Origin of the sequence: Schinkia azotoformans LMG 9581 (genome assembly GCF_000307855.1) — a bacterium.
GTDB lineage: Bacteria > Bacillota > Bacilli > Bacillales > Bacillaceae_J > Schinkia > Schinkia azotoformans.
Window position 1 is genome coordinate 14,455 of the sequence record NZ_AJLR01000046.1, and the last position, 18,705, is coordinate 33,159.

Consider the following 18,705-nt stretch of genomic DNA (forward strand, 5'->3'; position numbering starts at 1 on the left):
CGGGGGGTGTGTTAAATGAGCGATTTAAGAAATAGCGATTCCATAAGTGCAAAAGAAGGTGTCGTATATGTCACCATTGAGGGAAAAGTATACGAATATGCAGAAGTCGTTAGTTTAAAAGCTGAAATAAAATATATTAAAGCTGATATAAAACGAGTCGGTAAACGTATGAAGGGTAGTAAAATTGTTGGGGCAGAGGGGACAGGCTCCATAAAGGTGGAATATCACCGCCCAGAAAATCGTGCACTAGCTCTTGCGTATGTGAAAACAGGCAAGTCTCCAGTCATGGATGTTCAAGTCGTCAACGCAGATATTACAAGCCGTGCAGGAAAACAGACGGCTCTATTAAAAGATGTTGTCCCAGATGGTGCTTTAATCGCACAAATCGATGGCGAATCTGATGATTTGTTATATGATGAATTCGATTTTACGTTCGATGATTTTGACTTCTTAGATCAATTTAAAGTGATTGAATAATAGAAAGGTGGAATAATAGATGAGTAAATTCAAAGCATTTATGAAAGGTAATGTAAAAGAAGCTGAAAACGCCTCGTTGAAACTTGATCGTTTTGGTGAGGCTATTATTTTGCGCCCTTTGTCAGCTGGTGAAGCTGATGCGATTAGTGATCGATGCTATAAAAATAAAGTTGGCAGGAAGGGAAAACAGGAACGTGTCTTTGATGCCGTTCGCTATAATCGTGAAATTTGCGTTGCATCGATGGTGCATCCTGATTTAAACGATTCAGATTTACAGGACTCATATGGAGTACGCGGGTCTGATAATCTATACAACGAAATGTTTTATTTTGGTGAAGCAACGCAAATACTTGAAAAGGTTACCGAAATCAGTGGTATTGACATTTCAATGGATGATGAAATCGAAGCAGCAAAAAACTAATTGATGGAGGGGATGATGAGGTTGATAGTGAGGCACTATTCGCTCACATTGCCCTCCACAGGTTTAATATCCGTCCTCGTGAATTCCTTGAGATGGAACAGAAAGAAAAAGCGTTTGTGATTGCTAGTATTAAAGTGGAACTTGAAAAAGAAAAGAAAGAACAAGATAGAATTAAGAATTCACGGTAAGATGTGTTATGATATAATATAATTAAGCATAAAATAAAAAGAGACCATAGGTGCGCTAACACCTATGGTCGAGTACAATAGCCGTCCCTCAAAGAGTGGCTGGCTCGAATTGGGTAATGAAATAGACCAATCCCTACAAGTTGTCTAGGCTCAAGGGAGGTCTATTTCTTTTTGTCGAGTGACAACATAGCAACAATCAGTAATCCGAATGTTAACATTAGCATTAATGCTTCAAATGTTGTCATGGACATCACCACCTTTCAATCGGGGGAGTGAGTCAGACCGCCTTTGAGTGAGCCGATTCTATTGTACGAAGATTATTATACCAAAACACTTCCAGAGAGGGGGTGTTTTGGTATAAATGTAAAATCTTGAAAAATAGAAAGAGGAAAAAGGCGATAATGTGTCGAACTCCTTATTTGTATAATTGTGGATAGGGAGGTATTGCGTACAGTGAAAAAGTTTTTAAAATTAGGTTGTGGCGGTCTTATTGGTGTTATTGTACTAATAATTGTTATTGGTGCGCTTTTTGGGGATGATAGTAAAAAGACAACTAATGTTGAAAAAGAAGCTGTCGAAGCGACAGCCACAAAAAGCAATGAAGGAAAAAAAGAAGAGTCTACAACTGAAGAAGCTAAAAAAGCTAGCATAGGTGAAGAACTTACTATAGGTAAAGCTGTTTTCAAAGTTAACTCTATGGAGGAAACTAACAAGATTACAGCTGGTAATGGAATGTTTAAATATACACCAGATTCGGAAGGTGCCGTATTCTTAATCGTAAATGTAACAGTTAAAAATAATGGTACTGAAATGATTCAAACTGATTCTAGCTTCTTTAAATTAAAAGCCACCAGCGGTGCAACTTACTCACCATCATCTATAATAGTAGCAGATGGTAAATTTTTTACATTTGAAGGCATCAATCCGGGGCTTGCTTTAACGGGTAATGTGGTATTTGAGGTACCGGCAAGTTTAACAGGACTTGATTTGCAAGTGCAGACTGGTTTTTGGGGAACTGAAACAGGAATAATTAATTTGAATTAATTTCACTAATAAAAGTCACTCTTTGAGTGGCTTTTTATTTTACGTAAAAAGCAGGTGAATTCAATGACAGGAGCACAAACAAGTCTTACGCTAACAGACCGATTAACAGGTCCTCTTACACGAATGATGAGAGCGATGGATAGAACCATTAGTATTATGGAACGTATGGACCGTACAGCTAATAATGTTGATACTAGAGGACTGCAACGAGCAAGAAGTGAAATACAGTCCGCTTCGGCTGAATTAGAACGTTTAGCATCATCAGCAAGAACGCAAAATGCTGTAGCAAGTAGTGGAATTCAAAGATTACAAAATCAGTATACAAATTTACCAGGACCAATAACAGCAGCAGGAGGTGCAGTAAGAAATTTCTTTGCGGGATTTGCTGGGGCTGCGGCTGCATACTTATCTGTACAAGGATTAATTAACGGGTTTAAAAGCTTTGTCAATTCTGCTGATGCTTATACATCTACTTCGGCTCGTTTGTCAAATATTAATGATAACTTACAAACGCAAGCGGAATTACAACAAATGGTGTATGAAGCCGCTCAACGTAGCCGAAGCGGTTATATGGATTTAGCTAGCTCTGTTTCAAAACTCGGTCTTCTTGCGGGAGAATCATTTAAGGACAACAAGGAAATGATTGCTTTTGGTGAAATGATGGGAAAAGTGTTTACAGTCTCCGGAGCCTCTACCTTTGAGCGTCAAGCAGGTATGTACCAATTAACTCAAGCGATGGCAGCAGGAAAACTTCAGGGTGATGAATTCCGTTCAATTATGGAAAACGCTCCGATGTTAGCGCAGGCGATAGCGGATTTTACTGGAAAAACTAAAGGTGAGTTAAAAGAAATGTCAGCAGACGGCACGATTACGGCTGATATTATTAAAGGCGCTTTGTTTAGTGCGGCTGATGACATTGAGAAAAAATTTAAAAACATGCCTTTAACCTTTGGACAAGCATGGACCATGTTCAGCAACTGGGCCACAAGAGCATTTGAACCGCTTTTTATTCGTTTTAACCAGTTTGTTAACTCGGATGCGTTTGGTGTATTGGCAGGCCATGCGATGTGGTTTATCAGCGTTTTTCTTGCTGGTATGGATATGTTATTCGATGCACTTGAGTGGTTTTATAATACAGTTGTGGCAGTAGGTCAATTTTTCACGGATAACTGGTCCGTTATTGGTCCTATCTTAACTGTAATCGGTGCCGCTTTAGGAGCCTTAGGTGTCATTCTTTTAGCACATGCGGCAAAGTGGGCAATGGTTACTGCTGCCACAAAACTTGCAGAATCGGCGACTTGGGAATACATTGCAGCTACGTTAGCGAATCCCACAACATGGGTAATATTAGGAATTGTCGCTGCCATAGCGCTGGTTATTTACGCCCTTATCAATTGGGCAAACCAAACAGCGACAGTTATTGGGTTTATAACCGGATTATTTACAGCACTAGGTGCCGGGATTTGGAATATTTTCGTGTATTTATGGAATTTCATCATGTCATTTGTCGAGTTCCTGCTTAATGTGTTCGTTGATCCGGTCTATGCAGTAGAAAAGTTATTTTATGACTTATCTAAAAACGCAATAAACTTTATGACTTCTATAGCTGGGTCTTTCGATAATGCAGCCAATGTATTAGGTAGTGCTTTTGTTGCAGGGGCAAATATTGCGATTGGTGGGATAAATACGCTAATAAAAGCCCTCAATGCAATTCCGGGAGTTAAGATCGGTGAAATAGGCAAATTTAGTGCTACTACTGGAATAAAAATGTCTGAGAAGCTAATAAACTTTGCTGAAAATCTCAAGCCACCTGAGAGAAGTAAAGGCACGGTAAACATCCCGAGATTAAATTTTGTAAATATGCCGGCAGCTGCTAATGCCGCATATGATGCTGGGAAATCACTTTCATTAGCGGCAAGCGATAAATTAATGAAAATGGCTGACAAAATATCCGGTGCTCTAAAGGGTCCGAAAGGTCTAGATGACAATCCGTTTACAATGAGTCCAGGGGAAAGTTTGCTAAATAGCCCCGGAACAAAAATGGAAAAAGGTGCTGCTAATCCGACGGGAGGGAAGCTTGACAAAGTTGGTAAAATTGGCGATGAAATCAACATTGCCGAAGAAGACTTGAAAATGCTTCGGGAGCTTGCTGATATTCGTTCCATTCAAAACTTTGTGACGCTTACACCTCAAGTATCTTTTGGTGATATGACTATTCGTGAAGAAGTTGACATAGATAAGATTGTTGCTAAAACACTAAAAGGGATTGACGACATGATTGACGACGGAATGAATCGTGGTGTGAAGGGGGCGTATTCGTAATGCATGGAATTATCTTTAGTGCAAAGAATGATTCAGAACGCTTCCATCTCCCGGTAAATCCAGAGAAAGTCAACGTGAAGATTGAAGGAGACGGCGAGACTTTTAAAATTGCAAAACTTGGAAGTGTGAACATTCCCAAAGATGTTGAACTTAAAGAGTTTTCTCTTGAATCCTTTTTTCCGTCTCAAGAATACCATTTTCTTGAGACGGATTTTTTTGAGCCTTCTTACTATATTGAAAAACTTGAAAATTGGATGGAAAAGAAGGAGCCGATCCGCTATATTTACGTGAACGGCTCCTTCACGATCAATGAGCTTGTAACGATAGAGTCTTTTCAATATGATGAATCATTTGGAAGTGAAGATGTCAATTTTTCTTTATCATTGAAAAAATTTGTTCCATTTGCACCGAAAAAAGTAATTATTGTAAGCAAAACAGTAGCAAATAAGGATGTTGCGGTGGCACAAGTGACAGCCGTAAAAAACCAGGTGCCGCCTAGACAAAACCAGCCCCCTATACCAAAGACATATTCCTTAATTACGGGAGACAGTCTATGGAAAGTCGCTCAGAAATACACCGGTAATGGTAACAACTATAGAGAACTTCAACAATTGAATGGGATTAGTGATAGCCAATTAAGGAAACTGCCCGTCGGTTTAAAGTTAAAAATACCACCTGCCTGGGAAAAGAAGTGAGCGCCTATATGGAAGTATTAATCGATAATCGGACGGGCGAAGTTGTAGAAATGCCCGTTACTAAAATTGAATGGAAAACAGAGAGATTGGGAAAAGCAAGTGTTTTAGATGCTTCGCTCATCATTGAAAAACCTTTGGAGTTTCCAGTTAATAGCGGTGCTATTATCAGGGTTGTAGACGAGGATGCTAAGATTTTTTACGGATTCGTTTTTGATGTGAAAATAATAAATGGTGCGGAAGTAGCTGTAAGGGCCTATGATCAGCTGCGTTATTTAATGTACAATGACACGTTTGTTATTCCGGCCTCTGCCGCTTCAGAAGCTATTAAAAAAATCGCATCGATGGCAAAAGTAAAGGTTGGCGTATTTGAAGATACCGGTTATGTTGTTCCCGGTATTGTTGAGGATGATAAGCAAGCGTTTGATGTTTGTGTAAAATATCTTGATTCAACATTGATTGCAACCAATCAAAACTTTGTGCTATTCGATGATTATGGCGAGCTTGGTTTAAAAAATATTAATAACATGGCCATTCGAGCAGATGAGTTCTATATCGGTGAGGATAGTCTGCTTTTTGATTTTGAGTATAAAAAGTCAATTGACTCTGAAACTTACAATCGTGTAAAGCTCGTTCATGTTGATAAGAAAGCTGGAAAAAAAGAGAGGTATGAAATACAAGACAGCGCCAGTATAGCCAAATGGGGACAATTACAATATTTCCAAATTGTTAATGAGAATATGACTCCGGCACAGATAAATGACTTGGCTGATAGAATTATTAAACTAAGAAATAAAGAAACTAAAGCATTAGAAATTAGTTGTCTTGGTCACTGGAAAGTTCGAGCTGGTCGAATGGTTTACTTGCTTATTGAAAAGTTAGGAATCAATGAATATTTCATGGTTGATGAATGCAAACATTCTTGGAATGAAGGTGTACACACCATGTCACTAAAATTAAAAGTTATTTAATAGGGTGATTTTAGATGTTCGACAAAATGAAAAGAATCGCAGTCGAAGCTGTGAATGCCACAAATCCGGTAAACCTTATATACGGCACTGTTACGAAAGCAAAACCTATCGAAATTGAAATTCACTCAAAATTGAAGCTTACTGAGGAATTTCTTGATATCGCGGAACATCTAACCAGGCATGAGCGTATTGTCACCATTGAGCATCAAGAATCAGCTAATCGTGAACTTGGAGATAAAACAGAAATTGATAAATTAAATACGACATATCCATCTTCTTCGTATAAACATAACTACGTAAAACTGATTTTCGAGGATGGTCTTAAAAAAGGTGAAAAAGTCATACTGGTTAGAATGCAAGGCGGTCATAAATTCCTAGTATTTGACCGTTACAGGGAGGGTAAGAAGATATGGTCCTACCCACAGAATCAATAACGCTTGTTAAAAATTTAAAAGTTGTTGATGCATCGGAACTACCAACACGAACGTATAAGCTTGATTTTGAAAAAGGAAGATGTTCGGGTTTTATTGACCGTAGAGAGGCGATGGAACAGGCTATTTATAAAGTTCTACAAACATTGTGGAATGCGCACCTAATATATTCCCCGCGCTATGGATTTGAAAATATGATTGGGTACGAAGAATTATTTGTTCGTGGTGATCTCCCAAGAAGGGTAAAAGAAGCGCTACTGCAGGATGAACGTATAACATCCATTGAAAAATTTAAACTTGATTTTATAAAAGATGAAGTATTTGTAAGTTTTACAGCTGTAACTATATACGGTGATGTTGATGTACTAAGGGAGGTGATCCCATTTGTTTGAACAAAAAACATTTGAAAATATCCTTCAAGGAATGCTTGATCGTGTTCCAAATGATGTGGACAAAAGAGAAGGCTCAATTATTTACGATGCCCTTGCTCCAGCGGCTATGGAGATAGCTCAGACATATGCCGACATTGATTTACTCTTAAGACTAATGTTTGCAGATACTGCAGACGGTGAATTCTTAGAAAAACGTGTGGCGGAGCATGGCATTTACCGAAAACAAGCTTCAACAGCCCTTCGAAAAGGTGTCTTCGTTGACACAAATTCCCTGCCGCTGGATGTGCCTTTGGGTAGTCGTTTTCGCCTTAATAACATTGTTTATGTTGTTGAGAGCAAGATAACGAGCGGAGAGTTTGCCTTGCGCGCTGAAACGTCTGGCGCAGTTGGGAATATTGATTTTGGCCTATTACTCCCAATAGAACAAATCAATGGTTTAGGGACGGCTACATTAATAGATGTAATGACTCCTGGTGAAGATGTAGAAACGGATAATTCTCTTCGAAATCGTTTTCTAGAATTAGTCAGATTACCAATTACAAGCGGTAATGTATACCATTATAAAAAATGGGCCAAAGAGGTTGCGGGTGTTGGTGAGGCTAAGATTACTCCTATATGGGATGGCCCAGGAACAGTCAAAATTGTTATCGTTAATTCGGAAAAACGTGCTGCAAGCTCTGAATTAGTGACAGATGTATACAACTATATTGAAGAAAATAGACCTATCGGTGCAACTGTTACAGTTATTAGTTGTAGGGAGATTCCTATTAGTATTTCTGCAAACATTACATTGGCAAATGGATATACCATCGGTCAAGTAAAAACAGCTTTTGAGCGATCAGCCATACAACATTTTGCAGATCTTGCTTTTAACGAAACTTATGTTTCTTTTGCGAAGATAGGGAATCTCTTATTGGATACTCCAGGTGTGGGTGATTATTCGGATCTTAAAATAAATAGCAGCCAATCAAATATCTTATTGGGTGAAGAAGAAATTCCAGTCTTGAATAGCGTATCGTTGGGGGTGTAATAAATGACGTACCCAAACCAAATTGATAAGTTTACTGAAAAACTAAATAAAGTTGGTACGGTCTATGTGATCGAAGAAGAAGTCTCACCAGTTAACGGTGTTTATGAAGGGATACTTAATCATGATAATGTAACGACTGCAAGTGTGAGAGTTTATACAGGCTCTAAATTGACAGGTGAGAAAGTCGAAAACTTCTTATTATCGATTCCAAGTCAAACACCTTGGAAGAAGTCCATTAAGATTTTTTCAGACAAGCCAAGGTTGTATATCACGTATGAAACAACAGGAGATCAAGTGGAAGCCGATGATATTAATGTTTTGCAAGACAGCATTGTCAACACACAAAAGGAGCTTGAGCGTTATAAAGTAGATGGGCTTATAGACGGTGGTACTTTTGAAAGGAGGTAATCTTTGATGGCACAGACGATAAGAATCAAGCGAGGGACTAAAAGTCAACTAGATACGTACGGTGCATTGCTTCAAGGGGAAATGGGTTTTTGTACGGATACAAAAGAAGTTTTTATTGGGGATGGAACATCCAATATATTACTTTGCCGCGTGATGTCCGGTACTTTAGCTGCAAGACCCAATGCAGGGGTATTAGGACGTTTATATTATGTAACAAGCGGGACGGATTTAGGTTATATCTTCATGGATGATGGAGCAACGTGGAAAAAGTTAAATGTTCAAACACTTGATGATTTACCAGACGGGACAACCTATTCACGTGTGAAAAAAGCGGATGTAACAAACGGCAGCGTAAATAAAGTATCAGATGGAACAAACACCAAAACGGCAAAAGAAATCAAAGACCATATTGATGACGTTACACAGCATAGAAAAATAAATGATAACGGTGTAAGTGTAACAGACCTTTGGTCTGCTCAAAAAATCAATACAGAAATTTATAACGCAATAAGGGGATTGGAATGGCAGGATAGTGTTAAATCAAAAACGATTACTGCACCGCCAGCATCTCCAATTAAGAATGATCGCTACCTTATTCCATCGAATGCGACAGGCGCATGGTCTGGAAAGGGAGATCAAGTCGTTCATTATAATGGAGCTGCATGGGAGTATTACGTTCCTAACCTTGGTTGGAGCATATACGTAGATTCGGAGAATAAAAACTATGTTTACAATGGAACATCGTGGGTTAGAAGCGGTGAGGCAAACCAAAACATTATCGCTGGTAACGGTCTAACCGGTGGCGGCCAGGGAGATTCAGTAACCTTAACAGTTGGAGCAGGCAACGGGATTACTGTTGCCTCCACATCAATTAGCGTGAAAGCGGGAAAAGGGATAACTGTTAATAGTACAGGTGTAGAAGCAAATATAGATAACGACAGTATTATTTATGATAGTGCAAATGGAAATAAACTTACGGTATCAGTGGTTGACGGTGGTACGTTCTAGGAGGAGAGGAGGATGCCGAGAAAAGTTTTGATTCAAATTCGTAGGGGCCTTGAAAAAGATATTGGGACTTTAGCTGTCGGTGAATTAGGATATTGCACCGATACGCAAAAGCTGTATGTTGGAACAGCCAGCGGGAATGTATTGTTGGTAGCTGCTCAAACTGTAGGGGATATGCTGAAGTCCATTTATGACACAAACAACAACGGCAAAGTGGATGCAGCAGAAACGGCTGATACGGTTTTGTGGTCGGGAATAAAGGAGAAACCAGATTTGGTCAGAAAAGATGGAGATATTTTTACTGGAAAAGTTACGTTTCCGGCCGGAGTTATAGGTGAAGCATCGTTAAATCTCCCGCACGGAGTAGCGCCATCTAGTCCTGAGAACGGAGATTTGTGGACGACCACGAGCGGCTTATTCGTTAGACTTAACGGGACTACACGCACATTGGCGCATACATCACAATGGAGTACCATATCGCAAGCGGAAGCAGAAGCGGGAACATCTACGACAGCTAGATTGGTGTCAGGACAAAGAATTGCACAAGCTATTGCAGCGCAGGCCATGCCAAAAGGACCATTAACATGGAACGACCTCAAGGGGGTGTAAAGTTTGTATGGAGCCTTCCAATATGGTGAATTGAAATACGGTGAAAATAAAGTAACAGATGAAGATTTAGAATCATACAGCCCCAACCTGTTAAATTATTTACCGCCCTTATACAGGGACATTCTTGAGATGGAAAAACTACAAAACAGTCTTTCAATCGAACTAGGAAACTTGTATTTTTCCAAAAGTGATATTGAGAATCAACTTTTTATAGAATCGGCAACATGGGGCTTAACGTTCTGGGAAAGAGTATTTGGGATACAGTCAAATCTATCTTTATCATACGAGGAACGTAGAGAAATCATAAAAGCAAAAATTAGGGGCTATGGCACTGTCACAAAAACAATGATAAAAGAGGTTGCATTGGCTTTCACAAACGCTGAAGTAGATGTGATTGAGCATCCAGAAAGTTATTCATTTGTAGTCAAATTCATTGGAGTAAAAGGTATACCTAAAAACATGGCTGGATTTCTTGAAATCATTGAAATCATTAAGCCTGCCCATCTATCGTATTCCATTGAGTACACATTCACTTGGTGGGATAAATTGAAGGAATTAACATGGACAAGTGCCAAAGCAAAAACCTGGAACGAATTAAGAGTTTACTAGGAAAGGAGCGGTTTTATGAAATACACAGGAAATTATAATTTGAAGAAACCTGATGGTACAGATGTCGTTAATATACAAGATTTAAACGACAACATGGACATCATCGACACTCAGCTTAAAAGTTTGAATGATGATAAAGTTCAAAAAGAGACCGGTAAGGGCTTATCTAGTAACGATTTTACAACGGCTGAAAAAAATAAATTAGCTGGGCTCAGTGGTAACTATAATGATTTAACTAATAAACCAACTCTAGGTACAGTAGCTTCTAAAAACACAGGAACAACAAACGGAACAATTCCTGTAATAGGAGCAGACAACAAATTAGATGCATCAATCCTACCAGCTTTGGCTATTACAGATACGTTTGTAGTTAATAGTCAAGCTTCAATGTTAGCACTAACTGCTCAGATAGGAGATGTCTGTGTTCGAACTGACATAAATAAAACATTTATTTTAAAAGCATCTCCTGCTACTACATTAGCAAACTGGCAAGAATTATTAACTCCAGCTGATGCTGTATTATCGGTAAATGGTAAAACAGGAGCCGTAAGTCTAGGTGCCGATGATGTTGGAGCAATACCTAAAACAGGTGGTACGTTTACAGGTGATATTACTTTTTCTGAAGGAAAAGGGATAAAACTGGGTAATGGCGGTAAGCTAGTAGACCAAGTAACAGAATTCGTAAATAGAACTGCTTTACAGGCAAACGGAGATAGTTTTGAGGTGCTTACAGAGAATGGAACTGATTTTGTTTTTACTGCGAGTAAGAATGCTGTTGCTCCTACATTCAAGAGAAACATTATATACCATTCAGGCTATCAAGGACATGGAACTGAGATGAATGCTGATATGATAGATGGACTTCATGGGTATATGTTACAAAAGTCTGTAATTATAAATGGAAACATCTCTAGTGATCCAAACACCACAGTGGATGATTTCATTTTGACAGACCATGTTAATGCTCCAAAAGTGTCTGGCTATAGTAGCTATTGGTATGTTCATACACATTTCTTTTCAGGGAAGTCAGACCTCAACAGTAGATATCAAGTAGCAGTTCCATATTTTGCTATAGCGCCTACAATGTTTGTCCGATACTTTTATAATGGATGGAGTGCTTGGAAAGAAATAGGAGGAGGTGGGACAGTGATTAATGCAAGTAAAATTAGAGAGATATCTGATTTAAGTACCGTCACTGGTAAAGGTTATATCTATAGAACAATGTCAACAAGAGTTGGTGGTTCCGTATATTTGAGTAATAGAGCATACACAATAGACGCCTTTGAAAATTCTATAAGTGTAGATGACGGTGCCGCATCAAGTATGACGCTGAGTATAGATTATGAAGCTACTATTCGCGATTATAGTTACATCTCAGCGCCTATACGCTTTGAAAAAGGATTTAAGACAGGCAGAAATGTAAAGGCTTATTATGTATTAGACTAAGGAGGTAATTTGGCATGGAAATTCAATTAAAAGAAAGTCCGCTAGGTTTTTTATACGAAGAAACAGAAATAAAAACAGATGCGCAAATAGCTATGATAAAAAAGTTTTACGACTGGAAATATCATACTGAATTAAAATACAAAAAGGCTAAAATAATTGCAGAAGTTTATGATTATCTAGACAATTTCGTTGAAGATTATAATGGCGATATTATCTTTGAGTACGAAGATAATCAAATCACAGTACAAGCGGTAAATGGTGTAGCTGAAATCGACTTCGTAGCTGATGAAGGACTAGAATGCACAGTGCGTACAGTGATTCCTAATTTTAGAAACGGGGAAGTGACTTTCAATGTCTAATGTCGATGTACAAAAAACATCAACTGGCTTTGTTGTAAAAAAGTTACCAGAACCTCCTACAACGGAAGAACGTGTAACACAGCTAGAACAAGATAACGTTTCAACTATGTTGGCTGTTACTGAAGTATATGAACAAAATATGAATTCAGATGCCCAACGTGAACAGGAAGGCATAGAAACCATGTTGGCGCTAACGGAAATGTATGAAACAATTTTGACGCAGCAAGCAAAAATAGATGAATTAGAAGCTAAGTTAAACGGAGGTGCTGCTTAATGGCCCAAATTTATGTAAATCTAATTAAAAAAGGTTTAAAAACACTGGACGAGGTACCACAAAATTTAAAAAGTGAAGTAGAGTCCATACTGGCGGTTGATCATGCTAACTAAGTTAGTTGTTCAATCGCTTTTATTTTTCCTAAAAATCATAAAAGGAGACGATATTATGGTAACGGTATATGTAACTTTGATTATTAAAGGATATAAAACTTACGCCCAAGTGCCCATGAATTTACAGCCTGCAGTAGAGGTAGAGTTAGGACAACTTGGTTTAGGTACTGATGGAAAACCGTTAGATGTTACGGCATAAGTAGGACCATATTGAATGAGGTGATTACAACAAATGAAAGTAGATAATTTATTCCACGCAACCCAAGAATTAAATAATGCAATAAGTAGTCTATATCAAGCGAATAGTAGGATTCTTAATGAAAAAAGAATTCCGGATGAAATAAAGCAAGAATTAAAAGATATTAAGGAACAATTATTTAAAACTCTTGGGAAAATTCATAAAATACAAGCAGAATAGTGGTATACTCTTCCAAAAAGGAAGGGTGTTGATTTAATGGGAATTGAAGAACTAATATTGCAAGTTGAAAATTTACGCCAACAAGTTGAAAACCTACACCAATATGTAAAAACAATTGAAGGTGACTACAAGTTTCACACCAGTTGGCTATTAAGTGTACTCGCTTTTATTGTTACGGCAGCAGGGGCATCGCTTTATTTTATAGCAAAATCAATTGTTAACAACAGGATAACAAAGGAAATGGACAATCGTCTAATTAGCTTATTAAAAAATAATCCGCCAATATTCAGTGCGTCTGGCTTGTCAAAACCAGATGAAAATAAAAAAATCTATCTTAGTTCCGCCATACAAGGAATAGACCAATTGGAACTAGCTAACATTATTTTGCTTAATGTAAGCCCAGAACAAATGACATTTAATGATTTTCAAAGAAAATTCAATCCTAAAATCAATAAAAACGAACTTGGGATTGTTGAGATTGAAATACCTGAATATCATGAAAATAATGGGTCGGTACAATGGAAAATAGTATGGTTAAGGAAGCATTATGACTTCAAATGAGGACCCTAGTGTGTAGCTGTTAAACAAAATAAAATGAAGTCACGCCTCGTACCTAGCGAGGCTATTTTTATTGGAAAAGAGGCCATAACGTGATAACTATTCAAAACCTACATTTACTTGAGTCTTTACCAAAAACATTAACTTATATGCTGCTGTTTTATTTTTTGGTTAAAGTCTTGGATTTTGCAACAGGGCTTTTAAAGACTTGGAAAGGAGTATCGCCATACCAATCGGCTGTTATGCGTGACGGCATTATTCGTTGGATTGGTGAGCTGATCGGCATCATATTTGTGCTTGCTATCGACTTTATATTGGGACTTAACTTTTACCTCACAGGTTTCACGGTGGGGTTATTTATTTACAAAGAAGGCGGAAGTATTGTAGAGAATCTGAAAATGTTGGAAGTAAATCTCCCCGGGATTGTACAGGACAAGCTGAATACGTTTGATAAAGGAAAGGATGATAAAAATGATTCAAGCAAGACAAATGCTCGTTAAAGAAAGTCAACAGAAAACTAAATGTCCCAATCAAATGGACGCTAAATATATTACCATTCATAATACCGCAAACGATGCCAGTGCAAACAATGAAGTGCAATACATGATTAATAATACTAATCAAGTGTCATACCATTATGCAATTGATGATAAAGAAGTTGTACAAGGCATTCCATTAAATCATAACGCCTGGCATTGTGGTGATGGCTCAGCTGCTAATTCGGGCAACCGTACATCAATAGGTGTAGAAATATGTTATAGCAAGTCTGGCGGAGAGCGATATACAAAAGCGGAAGCATTAGCAACTAAGTTTATAGCTCAATTATTGCATGAACGGAATTGGGGCATTGAGAGAGTTAAAAAACACCAGGACTGGTCCGGCAAATATTGCCCACACCGAATTTTAGCCGAAGGTCGTTGGCAGGCTGTATTAAACGCCATTCAGATGGAATTAAATGAACTAAAAAAATCTAATGAAAAGAAGGAGAGTGAAGAGATGCAGAAGGTTAATATTATAGCCGGGACAAAGCTAATTGATGGTGTGAATATTAACGGAGTGACATATGCACCAGTAAGAGAATTAAGCGAGCTGTTAGGTAAAAAAGTGGAGTGGGACCAAAAAACAAGTACAGTTACGCTTAAATAATTAATTTATTTTAGTTGCGTATACTGATTCTACATCAGCTTAGAACTACTCACTAAACAAAATAGCCCCAACTCGATGAGAAGGGGCTATTTTGTTTAGTGAAATGTTTTTTAAAAACATAGCGTTGTTAAAAAATGGATAATTGTTCAGTTCTTTGAATTTCTGCTCCATTAAGCAATTCAGCAAATTGTTGGACTGTATATACATCTACTTCCTTACTTAGAAGATCATAAGCTAATTTTTCAGAATCATTTTCTATACTTGTATTATTTATTACAACTTTTATATTCTCATAACCCATTTCTTTGAAATAACTTAAATCGAATAAGAAGGATTTAATCTCAGTATATAGTCTATTGTAATTAGTATAATCAAAACTTAAGGCTTTAATTAATAATGTTTCCCCTTTCAGACTTACAGAAAAGTCAAAGGGATGCTGTTTAAATACATTCTGCTCGTTTGGGCGTCTATCGACATCTTTTAGTTCATTTAAAGTGAATAGCTTGGACACTAATCGTTTAACCCGATCCGCATTTATTCTATTCGATTTTTTTTGATCATAATAGAGGTACATGTCATGCAAATCTTTAATATCTTCCTCGACTGTGCTACTATTTAATGCCCTTATTTCACTGAATTGAATTTGATTAACAAAATATACAAGCTCATTTTTCAAGTAATCAGGTGTTGGAGGTTTGCCTAAGATTGGTTGAAAACGATTATTAAATTGAATTTCCAATGATTCTAAAAGGGCTTTTAGAACATCCATTTCTAATTCATCATCAAAATTTATAACCCTGGTTAAATTCCGGGTTTTCTGAAAATTACTTTTTCCCAACTCTGGTATAAAAGTCAAAACGCCAACATTTATAAATTCACCTCTTATGATGTCAGGAACATACCGACAAATGGTATAAAAAATGGTCTTAGAATTCAAAAATATCGCCTCCTTTCCAATCATGGCATTGTTCCTTAAGTAAAGATAAAAATTTATCTATATTTTCAATTCTATACCAAAGAAAGCTTTTTAATGCATGCTCATCACTTTTATTTAGTTCCCATTGTAAAGGAAGTTGTTCAAAACACCAGTCAATATCATCTTGACTTATGCCCTTTATTTTTTGTAATATTTTATTAAATGGGTTGAAGCCATTTACGAATTTTAATAAAACCTTGTAGTTATGTCCATGAAAGTCTTTGACTAGACAAAGATCATCTTCATGGATTTTTTTTAGCTCTATTTCATTCCATAAAGCTCCTAGTTTAAAAGTATGACTATGGTCTATAGCTAATAACCTTTTTGTTTTTATGTCAATCAGGAGATTTCCTTTGTTTTCGGTACGGTCATTGTTATAGATTATTTGGTCAAATAAGATTATAGATGGTATGTCATCTTTATTTGTTACTAAATTTAATAAAGGTGGCTGAATTGATGGTTGTGCTTTTGGAGCAAGTCTACTACCGAAATGAAGCCCTGTCTCCACACCTAATCCTTTTAACTCAGGGAACTGATTAAGTTTCGTAATATCAATGTCAATTAAAGCAGCGTCTGGTATTGGGATATCTAATAATTTGGCTAATTTATAACAAACAAATTCATTAATTAGAATCCTTGTACCATGCTCGTTGCCTACGAATTTAACAACATAATAATCATCAGTTGTTTTCATCAATAATGGATTTGTTATACCGTTCCCCATACCGCGCTCATACTTAATCAAATCATATGAAGGAATTTCGAAATGTTTCAAGTAATCACCTGCAGTGCTCTGATTCTCTTTAGTGCTTATCTTATCTAGAGAGAATCTTAACACAAAATACATCAATTTGTGACAAAAACAATTTAAAAATTTCTGTCTTAAAAATAGATTTTTTTAAAGTGATATATAACTACTTCTACATCTTGGAAAAATACCCTTTAAAGTCAAGTGTATTTATTATAATAGCATCACAGCTTAGAACTACTCCCTCGAAAAATAGCCCCTCTTGAATGAGAAGGGGCTATTCCTTTTTATAACTCTCCAATTTTTCTATGAGTTCGTCTAAAGATAATCCGATTGCTTCCGCAATTTTTTTAACCGTGCCAACTTTCATGTTATCGACATCCGTATTCCTTGTTACCAAATTAGCTAATGTTGAATCATTCACTCCACTTTTTTTTGACAGTGAGTATCTAGTTAAACCGAATTCTTTACATAGTTGGTCAATGGGATGCATAAAACTTCCTCCTATATTTATCTATCTCCGTTTGTTTTTTCGTCATAAAGCTTATCCCTTTCTTCCTTCAAATTATTTCTAACATTTCTTAAAAATAGATAACGGATTCCTAAAACCAAAATGAGTATCCAAATGATTATCAGTAATATTTTCATATCGTTTATGTTATACTTAGGATGAGAGGGAGGATTAACCTCCTCCTCTTCTCAGCTTTTTAATTTCTAGCTCTAGCTTTTTGATTTCTAATTTCGTCTTTCGGTTGGTAAGCCAGAGCTGACGAAGCGTTAGAATCGAAACCGCTAGAGCTATTACTTTTCCTAAGATAACCATTTGTTCACCACCTTTCTATACTTTTATTATAACTCACTAAGGTGAGTTAATCAAGTGAATTTATAGACTTTTTATCCTTTTTTTGCAAATAAAAAAAATAAGAGGCGTATTCAATATGCCTCTTTAAAATATCATCATTGTAAACGACCGCCATCAAACACCAACGAATGCAATTGGACTTCATATTTTTCGTTCCAATTCGCTTTTATTGAATCTGGCACTTCTGCAATAAAATCACCTAAATAATTAGGTTTAATATCAATAGCATCCGCAACTGGATGAATATACATTAACTCTTCCCCGATTCGATTTCCGGATTCATCTAAGTAATATAGTTTTAGCAATCCATCTGTGATTGTCTTTTCTCCTTTATTTTTTATCGATCCGCTAATAGAGACAAAAGTGGTAAAATCCGCTTTATTAACTTTTGAATTAACTTCGATAAATTGAGAATACTCTTTAGCGTTGTTCATTTGATTTACGCCAGCTTTAATATCATCATCTAACCATTCCTCAACCGCCAAGTTTTTGTGGTATTTCAGGCTTTCCTCAAATAATTCTTTCGCTTGAATAAACTCTTTATTATCCCATGCTTTAAGTGCCTGCTTAGCAAGTTGATCAGCTTTTTCTTTGTCAGGTCGAATATTTTCCGCTTCTGTAGATGTATTATTGCTCGTTTCAGTTGTATTTTGGGAAGAACAACCGACAACAAGAATGGATAAACCAATTAATAATATTACTATTTTATTCAAGACAATCTCCTCCTTGTTTACTAATCTATATTGCTAGTACCGATATTAGTAGACTATGATATTATAAAATATATTTGATGGGGATCTAGCTGGACATGCATAATTAACTTGTCCCCTTTCATAAGCTATTACTAGCCTAAAGCGTAGTATTAGCTTTTAGTCTCATATCCTGTCAAATCGTACCGTCAAAAACGGTCTTTTTTAATGTCTACTCGATAGTATCGGAACTATCAATTTCCTCGTCAACCCATTCGTAAAAATCATCCGTTTTACATTTGCATATCTTGGCTAAAATGAATAATCGTTCTACATTTGGTTTAGATCTTCCAGTGCACCAGTTTGAAATTGTCTTTAAATTTACCCCTTTTCCTTTACCTTCATATTCCTCTATTTTCATAACGATATAATCTCTTGTATACCCACTTTTCTTTATCATTTCAGCGACTCTCGGAACTAATTTCATAAAATCACCTCAATGTTTTTTTTCTGCATT

General features: G+C 36.9%; 29 protein-coding genes and 1 pseudogene. 23 read left to right on the plus strand and 7 right to left on the minus strand.

Going from position 1 to position 18,705, the window contains the following annotated elements; translation table 11 throughout:
- The first annotated feature begins 15 nt into the window (after positions 1-15).
- Positions 16-477 carry a phage tail tube protein gene (locus BAZO_RS08235; RefSeq protein WP_003330946.1) on the plus strand — a complete coding sequence of 154 codons (462 nt, stop codon included), beginning with the start codon at positions 16-18 and terminating at the stop codon, positions 475-477.
- Between the two features lie 19 nt (positions 478-496).
- Positions 497-898: a phage tail assembly chaperone gene (locus tag BAZO_RS08240; protein WP_003330947.1), complete on the plus strand. Its 402-nt coding sequence runs from the start codon at positions 497-499 to the stop codon at positions 896-898.
- Between the two features lie 349 nt (positions 899-1,247).
- On the opposite strand, the gene BAZO_RS23395 is transcribed toward BAZO_RS08240, so the two are convergent.
- The gene (locus BAZO_RS23395) at positions 1,248-1,337 is read right to left on the minus strand and encodes a putative holin-like toxin (RefSeq protein WP_420911422.1); all 90 of its coding nucleotides are present in this window, start codon (positions 1,335-1,337) and stop codon (positions 1,248-1,250) included.
- A gap of 202 nt (positions 1,338-1,539) precedes the next feature.
- Here BAZO_RS23395 and BAZO_RS21160 point away from each other — a divergent pair, with 202 nt between their 5' ends.
- The 21 genes and pseudogenes from BAZO_RS21160 to BAZO_RS23400 all read left to right on the plus strand — a co-directional run bounded on the left by BAZO_RS21160 (position 1,540) and on the right by BAZO_RS23400 (position 14,913).
- The gene (locus BAZO_RS21160; protein WP_003330948.1) at positions 1,540-2,130 is read left to right on the plus strand and encodes a DUF4352 domain-containing protein; all 591 of its coding nucleotides are present in this window, start codon (positions 1,540-1,542) and stop codon (positions 2,128-2,130) included.
- A gap of 63 nt (positions 2,131-2,193) precedes the next feature.
- Complete coding sequence (locus tag BAZO_RS08250; RefSeq protein ID WP_003330949.1) at positions 2,194-4,452, plus strand: tape measure protein; 2,259 nt, start codon at positions 2,194-2,196, stop codon at positions 4,450-4,452.
- Positions 4,452-5,147, plus strand: coding sequence for a LysM peptidoglycan-binding domain-containing protein (locus tag BAZO_RS08255; protein WP_003330950.1), 696 nt, complete (start codon positions 4,452-4,454; stop codon positions 5,145-5,147). Before BAZO_RS08250 ends, BAZO_RS08255 begins: the two co-directional genes overlap by 1 nt.
- An 8-nt stretch (positions 5,148-5,155) precedes the next feature.
- Positions 5,156-6,115 (plus strand): XkdQ/YqbQ family protein, encoded by a 960-nt coding sequence (locus BAZO_RS08260; RefSeq protein WP_003330951.1) that lies wholly within the window; start codon positions 5,156-5,158, stop codon positions 6,113-6,115.
- Between the two features lie 14 nt (positions 6,116-6,129).
- Positions 6,130-6,549: a DUF2577 domain-containing protein gene (locus BAZO_RS08265; RefSeq protein WP_003330952.1), complete on the plus strand. Its 420-nt coding sequence runs from the start codon at positions 6,130-6,132 to the stop codon at positions 6,547-6,549.
- Positions 6,525-6,938 (plus strand): DUF2634 domain-containing protein, encoded by a 414-nt coding sequence (locus BAZO_RS08270; RefSeq protein WP_003330953.1) that lies wholly within the window; start codon positions 6,525-6,527, stop codon positions 6,936-6,938. The genes BAZO_RS08265 and BAZO_RS08270 overlap by 25 nt, the downstream gene beginning before the upstream one ends.
- A complete protein-coding gene (locus BAZO_RS08275; RefSeq protein WP_003330954.1) occupies positions 6,931-7,968 on the plus strand; it encodes a baseplate J/gp47 family protein in 1,038 nt (345 codons plus the stop codon). The genes BAZO_RS08270 and BAZO_RS08275 overlap by 8 nt, the downstream gene beginning before the upstream one ends.
- Positions 7,969-7,971: 3 nt before the next feature.
- A complete protein-coding gene (locus BAZO_RS08280; RefSeq protein WP_003330956.1) occupies positions 7,972-8,376 on the plus strand; it encodes a hypothetical protein in 405 nt (134 codons plus the stop codon).
- 6 nt (positions 8,377-8,382) lie between these two features.
- Positions 8,383-9,384 (plus strand): DUF2793 domain-containing protein, encoded by a 1,002-nt coding sequence (locus BAZO_RS08285; RefSeq protein ID WP_003330957.1) that lies wholly within the window; start codon positions 8,383-8,385, stop codon positions 9,382-9,384.
- Between the two features lie 12 nt (positions 9,385-9,396).
- Complete coding sequence (locus BAZO_RS08290) at positions 9,397-9,990, plus strand: hyaluronate lyase N-terminal domain-containing protein (RefSeq protein ID WP_003330958.1); 594 nt, start codon at positions 9,397-9,399, stop codon at positions 9,988-9,990.
- 3 nt (positions 9,991-9,993) lie between these two features.
- Positions 9,994-10,599 (plus strand): putative phage tail protein, encoded by a 606-nt coding sequence (locus tag BAZO_RS08295; protein WP_003330959.1) that lies wholly within the window; start codon positions 9,994-9,996, stop codon positions 10,597-10,599.
- 15 nt (positions 10,600-10,614) lie between these two features.
- Positions 10,615-12,045, plus strand: coding sequence for a pyocin knob domain-containing protein (locus tag BAZO_RS08300; RefSeq protein ID WP_003330960.1), 1,431 nt, complete (start codon positions 10,615-10,617; stop codon positions 12,043-12,045).
- A gap of 14 nt (positions 12,046-12,059) precedes the next feature.
- The gene (locus BAZO_RS08305; RefSeq protein ID WP_003330961.1) at positions 12,060-12,404 is read left to right on the plus strand and encodes a hypothetical protein; all 345 of its coding nucleotides are present in this window, start codon (positions 12,060-12,062) and stop codon (positions 12,402-12,404) included.
- Positions 12,397-12,678, plus strand: coding sequence for a hypothetical protein (locus BAZO_RS08310; RefSeq protein WP_003330962.1), 282 nt, complete (start codon positions 12,397-12,399; stop codon positions 12,676-12,678). Before BAZO_RS08305 ends, BAZO_RS08310 begins: the two co-directional genes overlap by 8 nt.
- Positions 12,678-12,791, plus strand: a complete 114-nt coding sequence (locus BAZO_RS23195) for a CD1375 family protein (protein ID WP_268869819.1) — start codon at positions 12,678-12,680, stop codon at positions 12,789-12,791. Before BAZO_RS08310 ends, BAZO_RS23195 begins: the two co-directional genes overlap by 1 nt.
- On the plus strand, positions 12,781-12,990 hold the full coding sequence (locus BAZO_RS08315; RefSeq protein WP_003330963.1) for a CD1375 family protein: 210 nt from the start codon (positions 12,781-12,783) through the stop codon (positions 12,988-12,990). Before BAZO_RS23195 ends, BAZO_RS08315 begins: the two co-directional genes overlap by 11 nt.
- A 33-nt stretch (positions 12,991-13,023) precedes the next feature.
- Positions 13,024-13,209, plus strand: a complete 186-nt coding sequence (locus BAZO_RS08320; RefSeq protein WP_003330964.1) for a hypothetical protein — start codon at positions 13,024-13,026, stop codon at positions 13,207-13,209.
- A 36-nt stretch (positions 13,210-13,245) separates the two neighbouring features.
- Positions 13,246-13,770 (plus strand): hypothetical protein, encoded by a 525-nt coding sequence (locus BAZO_RS08325; protein WP_003330965.1) that lies wholly within the window; start codon positions 13,246-13,248, stop codon positions 13,768-13,770.
- A gap of 89 nt (positions 13,771-13,859) precedes the next feature.
- Positions 13,860-14,267 (plus strand): phage holin family protein, encoded by a 408-nt coding sequence (locus BAZO_RS08330; protein WP_003330966.1) that lies wholly within the window; start codon positions 13,860-13,862, stop codon positions 14,265-14,267.
- A pseudogene (locus tag BAZO_RS08335) lies at positions 14,239-14,728 on the plus strand (peptidoglycan recognition protein family protein); the annotation flags it as partial. The gene BAZO_RS08330 and the pseudogene BAZO_RS08335, both read left to right, overlap by 29 nt.
- Before the next feature lie 35 nt (positions 14,729-14,763).
- Positions 14,764-14,913 carry a stalk domain-containing protein gene (locus BAZO_RS23400; RefSeq protein WP_235786718.1) on the plus strand — a complete coding sequence of 50 codons (150 nt, stop codon included), beginning with the start codon at positions 14,764-14,766 and terminating at the stop codon, positions 14,911-14,913.
- Positions 14,914-15,040: 127 nt separating this feature from the next.
- Here the strand turns inward: BAZO_RS23400 and BAZO_RS08340 are convergent, their stop codons facing one another.
- From BAZO_RS08340 to BAZO_RS08360, 6 genes are all read right to left on the minus strand, one after another.
- Positions 15,041-15,850 carry a DUF3037 domain-containing protein gene (locus BAZO_RS08340; protein ID WP_003330969.1) on the minus strand — a complete coding sequence of 270 codons (810 nt, stop codon included), beginning with the start codon at positions 15,848-15,850 and terminating at the stop codon, positions 15,041-15,043.
- Positions 15,840-16,664: a HipA family kinase gene (locus BAZO_RS08345; protein ID WP_003330970.1), complete on the minus strand. Its 825-nt coding sequence runs from the start codon at positions 16,662-16,664 to the stop codon at positions 15,840-15,842. The genes BAZO_RS08340 and BAZO_RS08345 overlap by 11 nt, the downstream gene beginning before the upstream one ends.
- Before the next feature lie 250 nt (positions 16,665-16,914).
- Positions 16,915-17,130, minus strand: coding sequence for a helix-turn-helix domain-containing protein (locus tag BAZO_RS08350; RefSeq protein ID WP_003330971.1), 216 nt, complete (start codon positions 17,128-17,130; stop codon positions 16,915-16,917).
- A 189-nt stretch (positions 17,131-17,319) separates the two neighbouring features.
- Positions 17,320-17,460 (minus strand): hypothetical protein, encoded by a 141-nt coding sequence (locus BAZO_RS22670; protein ID WP_003330972.1) that lies wholly within the window; start codon positions 17,458-17,460, stop codon positions 17,320-17,322.
- A 134-nt stretch (positions 17,461-17,594) separates the two neighbouring features.
- Positions 17,595-18,212: a hypothetical protein gene (locus tag BAZO_RS08355; RefSeq protein ID WP_003330973.1), complete on the minus strand. Its 618-nt coding sequence runs from the start codon at positions 18,210-18,212 to the stop codon at positions 17,595-17,597.
- 208 nt (positions 18,213-18,420) lie between these two features.
- Positions 18,421-18,675, minus strand: coding sequence for a helix-turn-helix domain-containing protein (locus BAZO_RS08360; RefSeq protein WP_003330974.1), 255 nt, complete (start codon positions 18,673-18,675; stop codon positions 18,421-18,423).
- Positions 18,676-18,705: the final 30 nt, after the last annotated feature.

Bases quoted from the DNA above. Each gene is read 5' to 3' on its own strand.
- BAZO_RS08255 (WP_003330950.1), top strand. From the start codon at position 4,452: ATGCATGGAATTATCTTTAGTGCAAAGAATGATTCAGAACGCTTCCAT.
- BAZO_RS23395 (WP_420911422.1), bottom strand. From the start codon at position 1,337: ATGTCCATGACAACATTTGAAGCATTAATGCTAATGTTAACATTCGGA.
- BAZO_RS08305 (WP_003330961.1), top strand. From the start codon at position 12,060: ATGGAAATTCAATTAAAAGAAAGTCCGCTAGGTTTTTTATACGAAGAA.
- BAZO_RS08320 (WP_003330964.1), top strand. From the start codon at position 13,024: ATGAAAGTAGATAATTTATTCCACGCAACCCAAGAATTAAATAATGCA.
- BAZO_RS08235 (WP_003330946.1), top strand. From the start codon at position 16: ATGAGCGATTTAAGAAATAGCGATTCCATAAGTGCAAAAGAAGGTGTC.
- BAZO_RS08360 (WP_003330974.1), bottom strand. From the start codon at position 18,675: ATGAAATTAGTTCCGAGAGTCGCTGAAATGATAAAGAAAAGTGGGTAT.
- BAZO_RS23195 (WP_268869819.1), top strand. From the start codon at position 12,678: ATGGCCCAAATTTATGTAAATCTAATTAAAAAAGGTTTAAAAACACTG.
- BAZO_RS08285 (WP_003330957.1), top strand. From the start codon at position 8,383: ATGGCACAGACGATAAGAATCAAGCGAGGGACTAAAAGTCAACTAGAT.
- BAZO_RS08315 (WP_003330963.1), top strand. From the start codon at position 12,781: ATGCTAACTAAGTTAGTTGTTCAATCGCTTTTATTTTTCCTAAAAATC.
- BAZO_RS08280 (WP_003330956.1), top strand. From the start codon at position 7,972: ATGACGTACCCAAACCAAATTGATAAGTTTACTGAAAAACTAAATAAA.
- BAZO_RS08350 (WP_003330971.1), bottom strand. From the start codon at position 17,130: ATGCATCCCATTGACCAACTATGTAAAGAATTCGGTTTAACTAGATAC.
- BAZO_RS08290 (WP_003330958.1), top strand. From the start codon at position 9,397: ATGCCGAGAAAAGTTTTGATTCAAATTCGTAGGGGCCTTGAAAAAGAT.
- BAZO_RS08270 (WP_003330953.1), top strand. From the start codon at position 6,525: ATGGTCCTACCCACAGAATCAATAACGCTTGTTAAAAATTTAAAAGTT.
- BAZO_RS22670 (WP_003330972.1), bottom strand. From the start codon at position 17,460: ATGGTTATCTTAGGAAAAGTAATAGCTCTAGCGGTTTCGATTCTAACG.
- BAZO_RS08310 (WP_003330962.1), top strand. From the start codon at position 12,397: ATGTCTAATGTCGATGTACAAAAAACATCAACTGGCTTTGTTGTAAAA.
- BAZO_RS08250 (WP_003330949.1), top strand. From the start codon at position 2,194: ATGACAGGAGCACAAACAAGTCTTACGCTAACAGACCGATTAACAGGT.
- BAZO_RS08300 (WP_003330960.1), top strand. From the start codon at position 10,615: ATGAAATACACAGGAAATTATAATTTGAAGAAACCTGATGGTACAGAT.
- BAZO_RS08240 (WP_003330947.1), top strand. From the start codon at position 497: ATGAGTAAATTCAAAGCATTTATGAAAGGTAATGTAAAAGAAGCTGAA.
- BAZO_RS23400 (WP_235786718.1), top strand. From the start codon at position 14,764: ATGCAGAAGGTTAATATTATAGCCGGGACAAAGCTAATTGATGGTGTG.
- BAZO_RS08325 (WP_003330965.1), top strand. From the start codon at position 13,246: ATGGGAATTGAAGAACTAATATTGCAAGTTGAAAATTTACGCCAACAA.
- BAZO_RS08260 (WP_003330951.1), top strand. From the start codon at position 5,156: ATGGAAGTATTAATCGATAATCGGACGGGCGAAGTTGTAGAAATGCCC.
- BAZO_RS08265 (WP_003330952.1), top strand. From the start codon at position 6,130: ATGTTCGACAAAATGAAAAGAATCGCAGTCGAAGCTGTGAATGCCACA.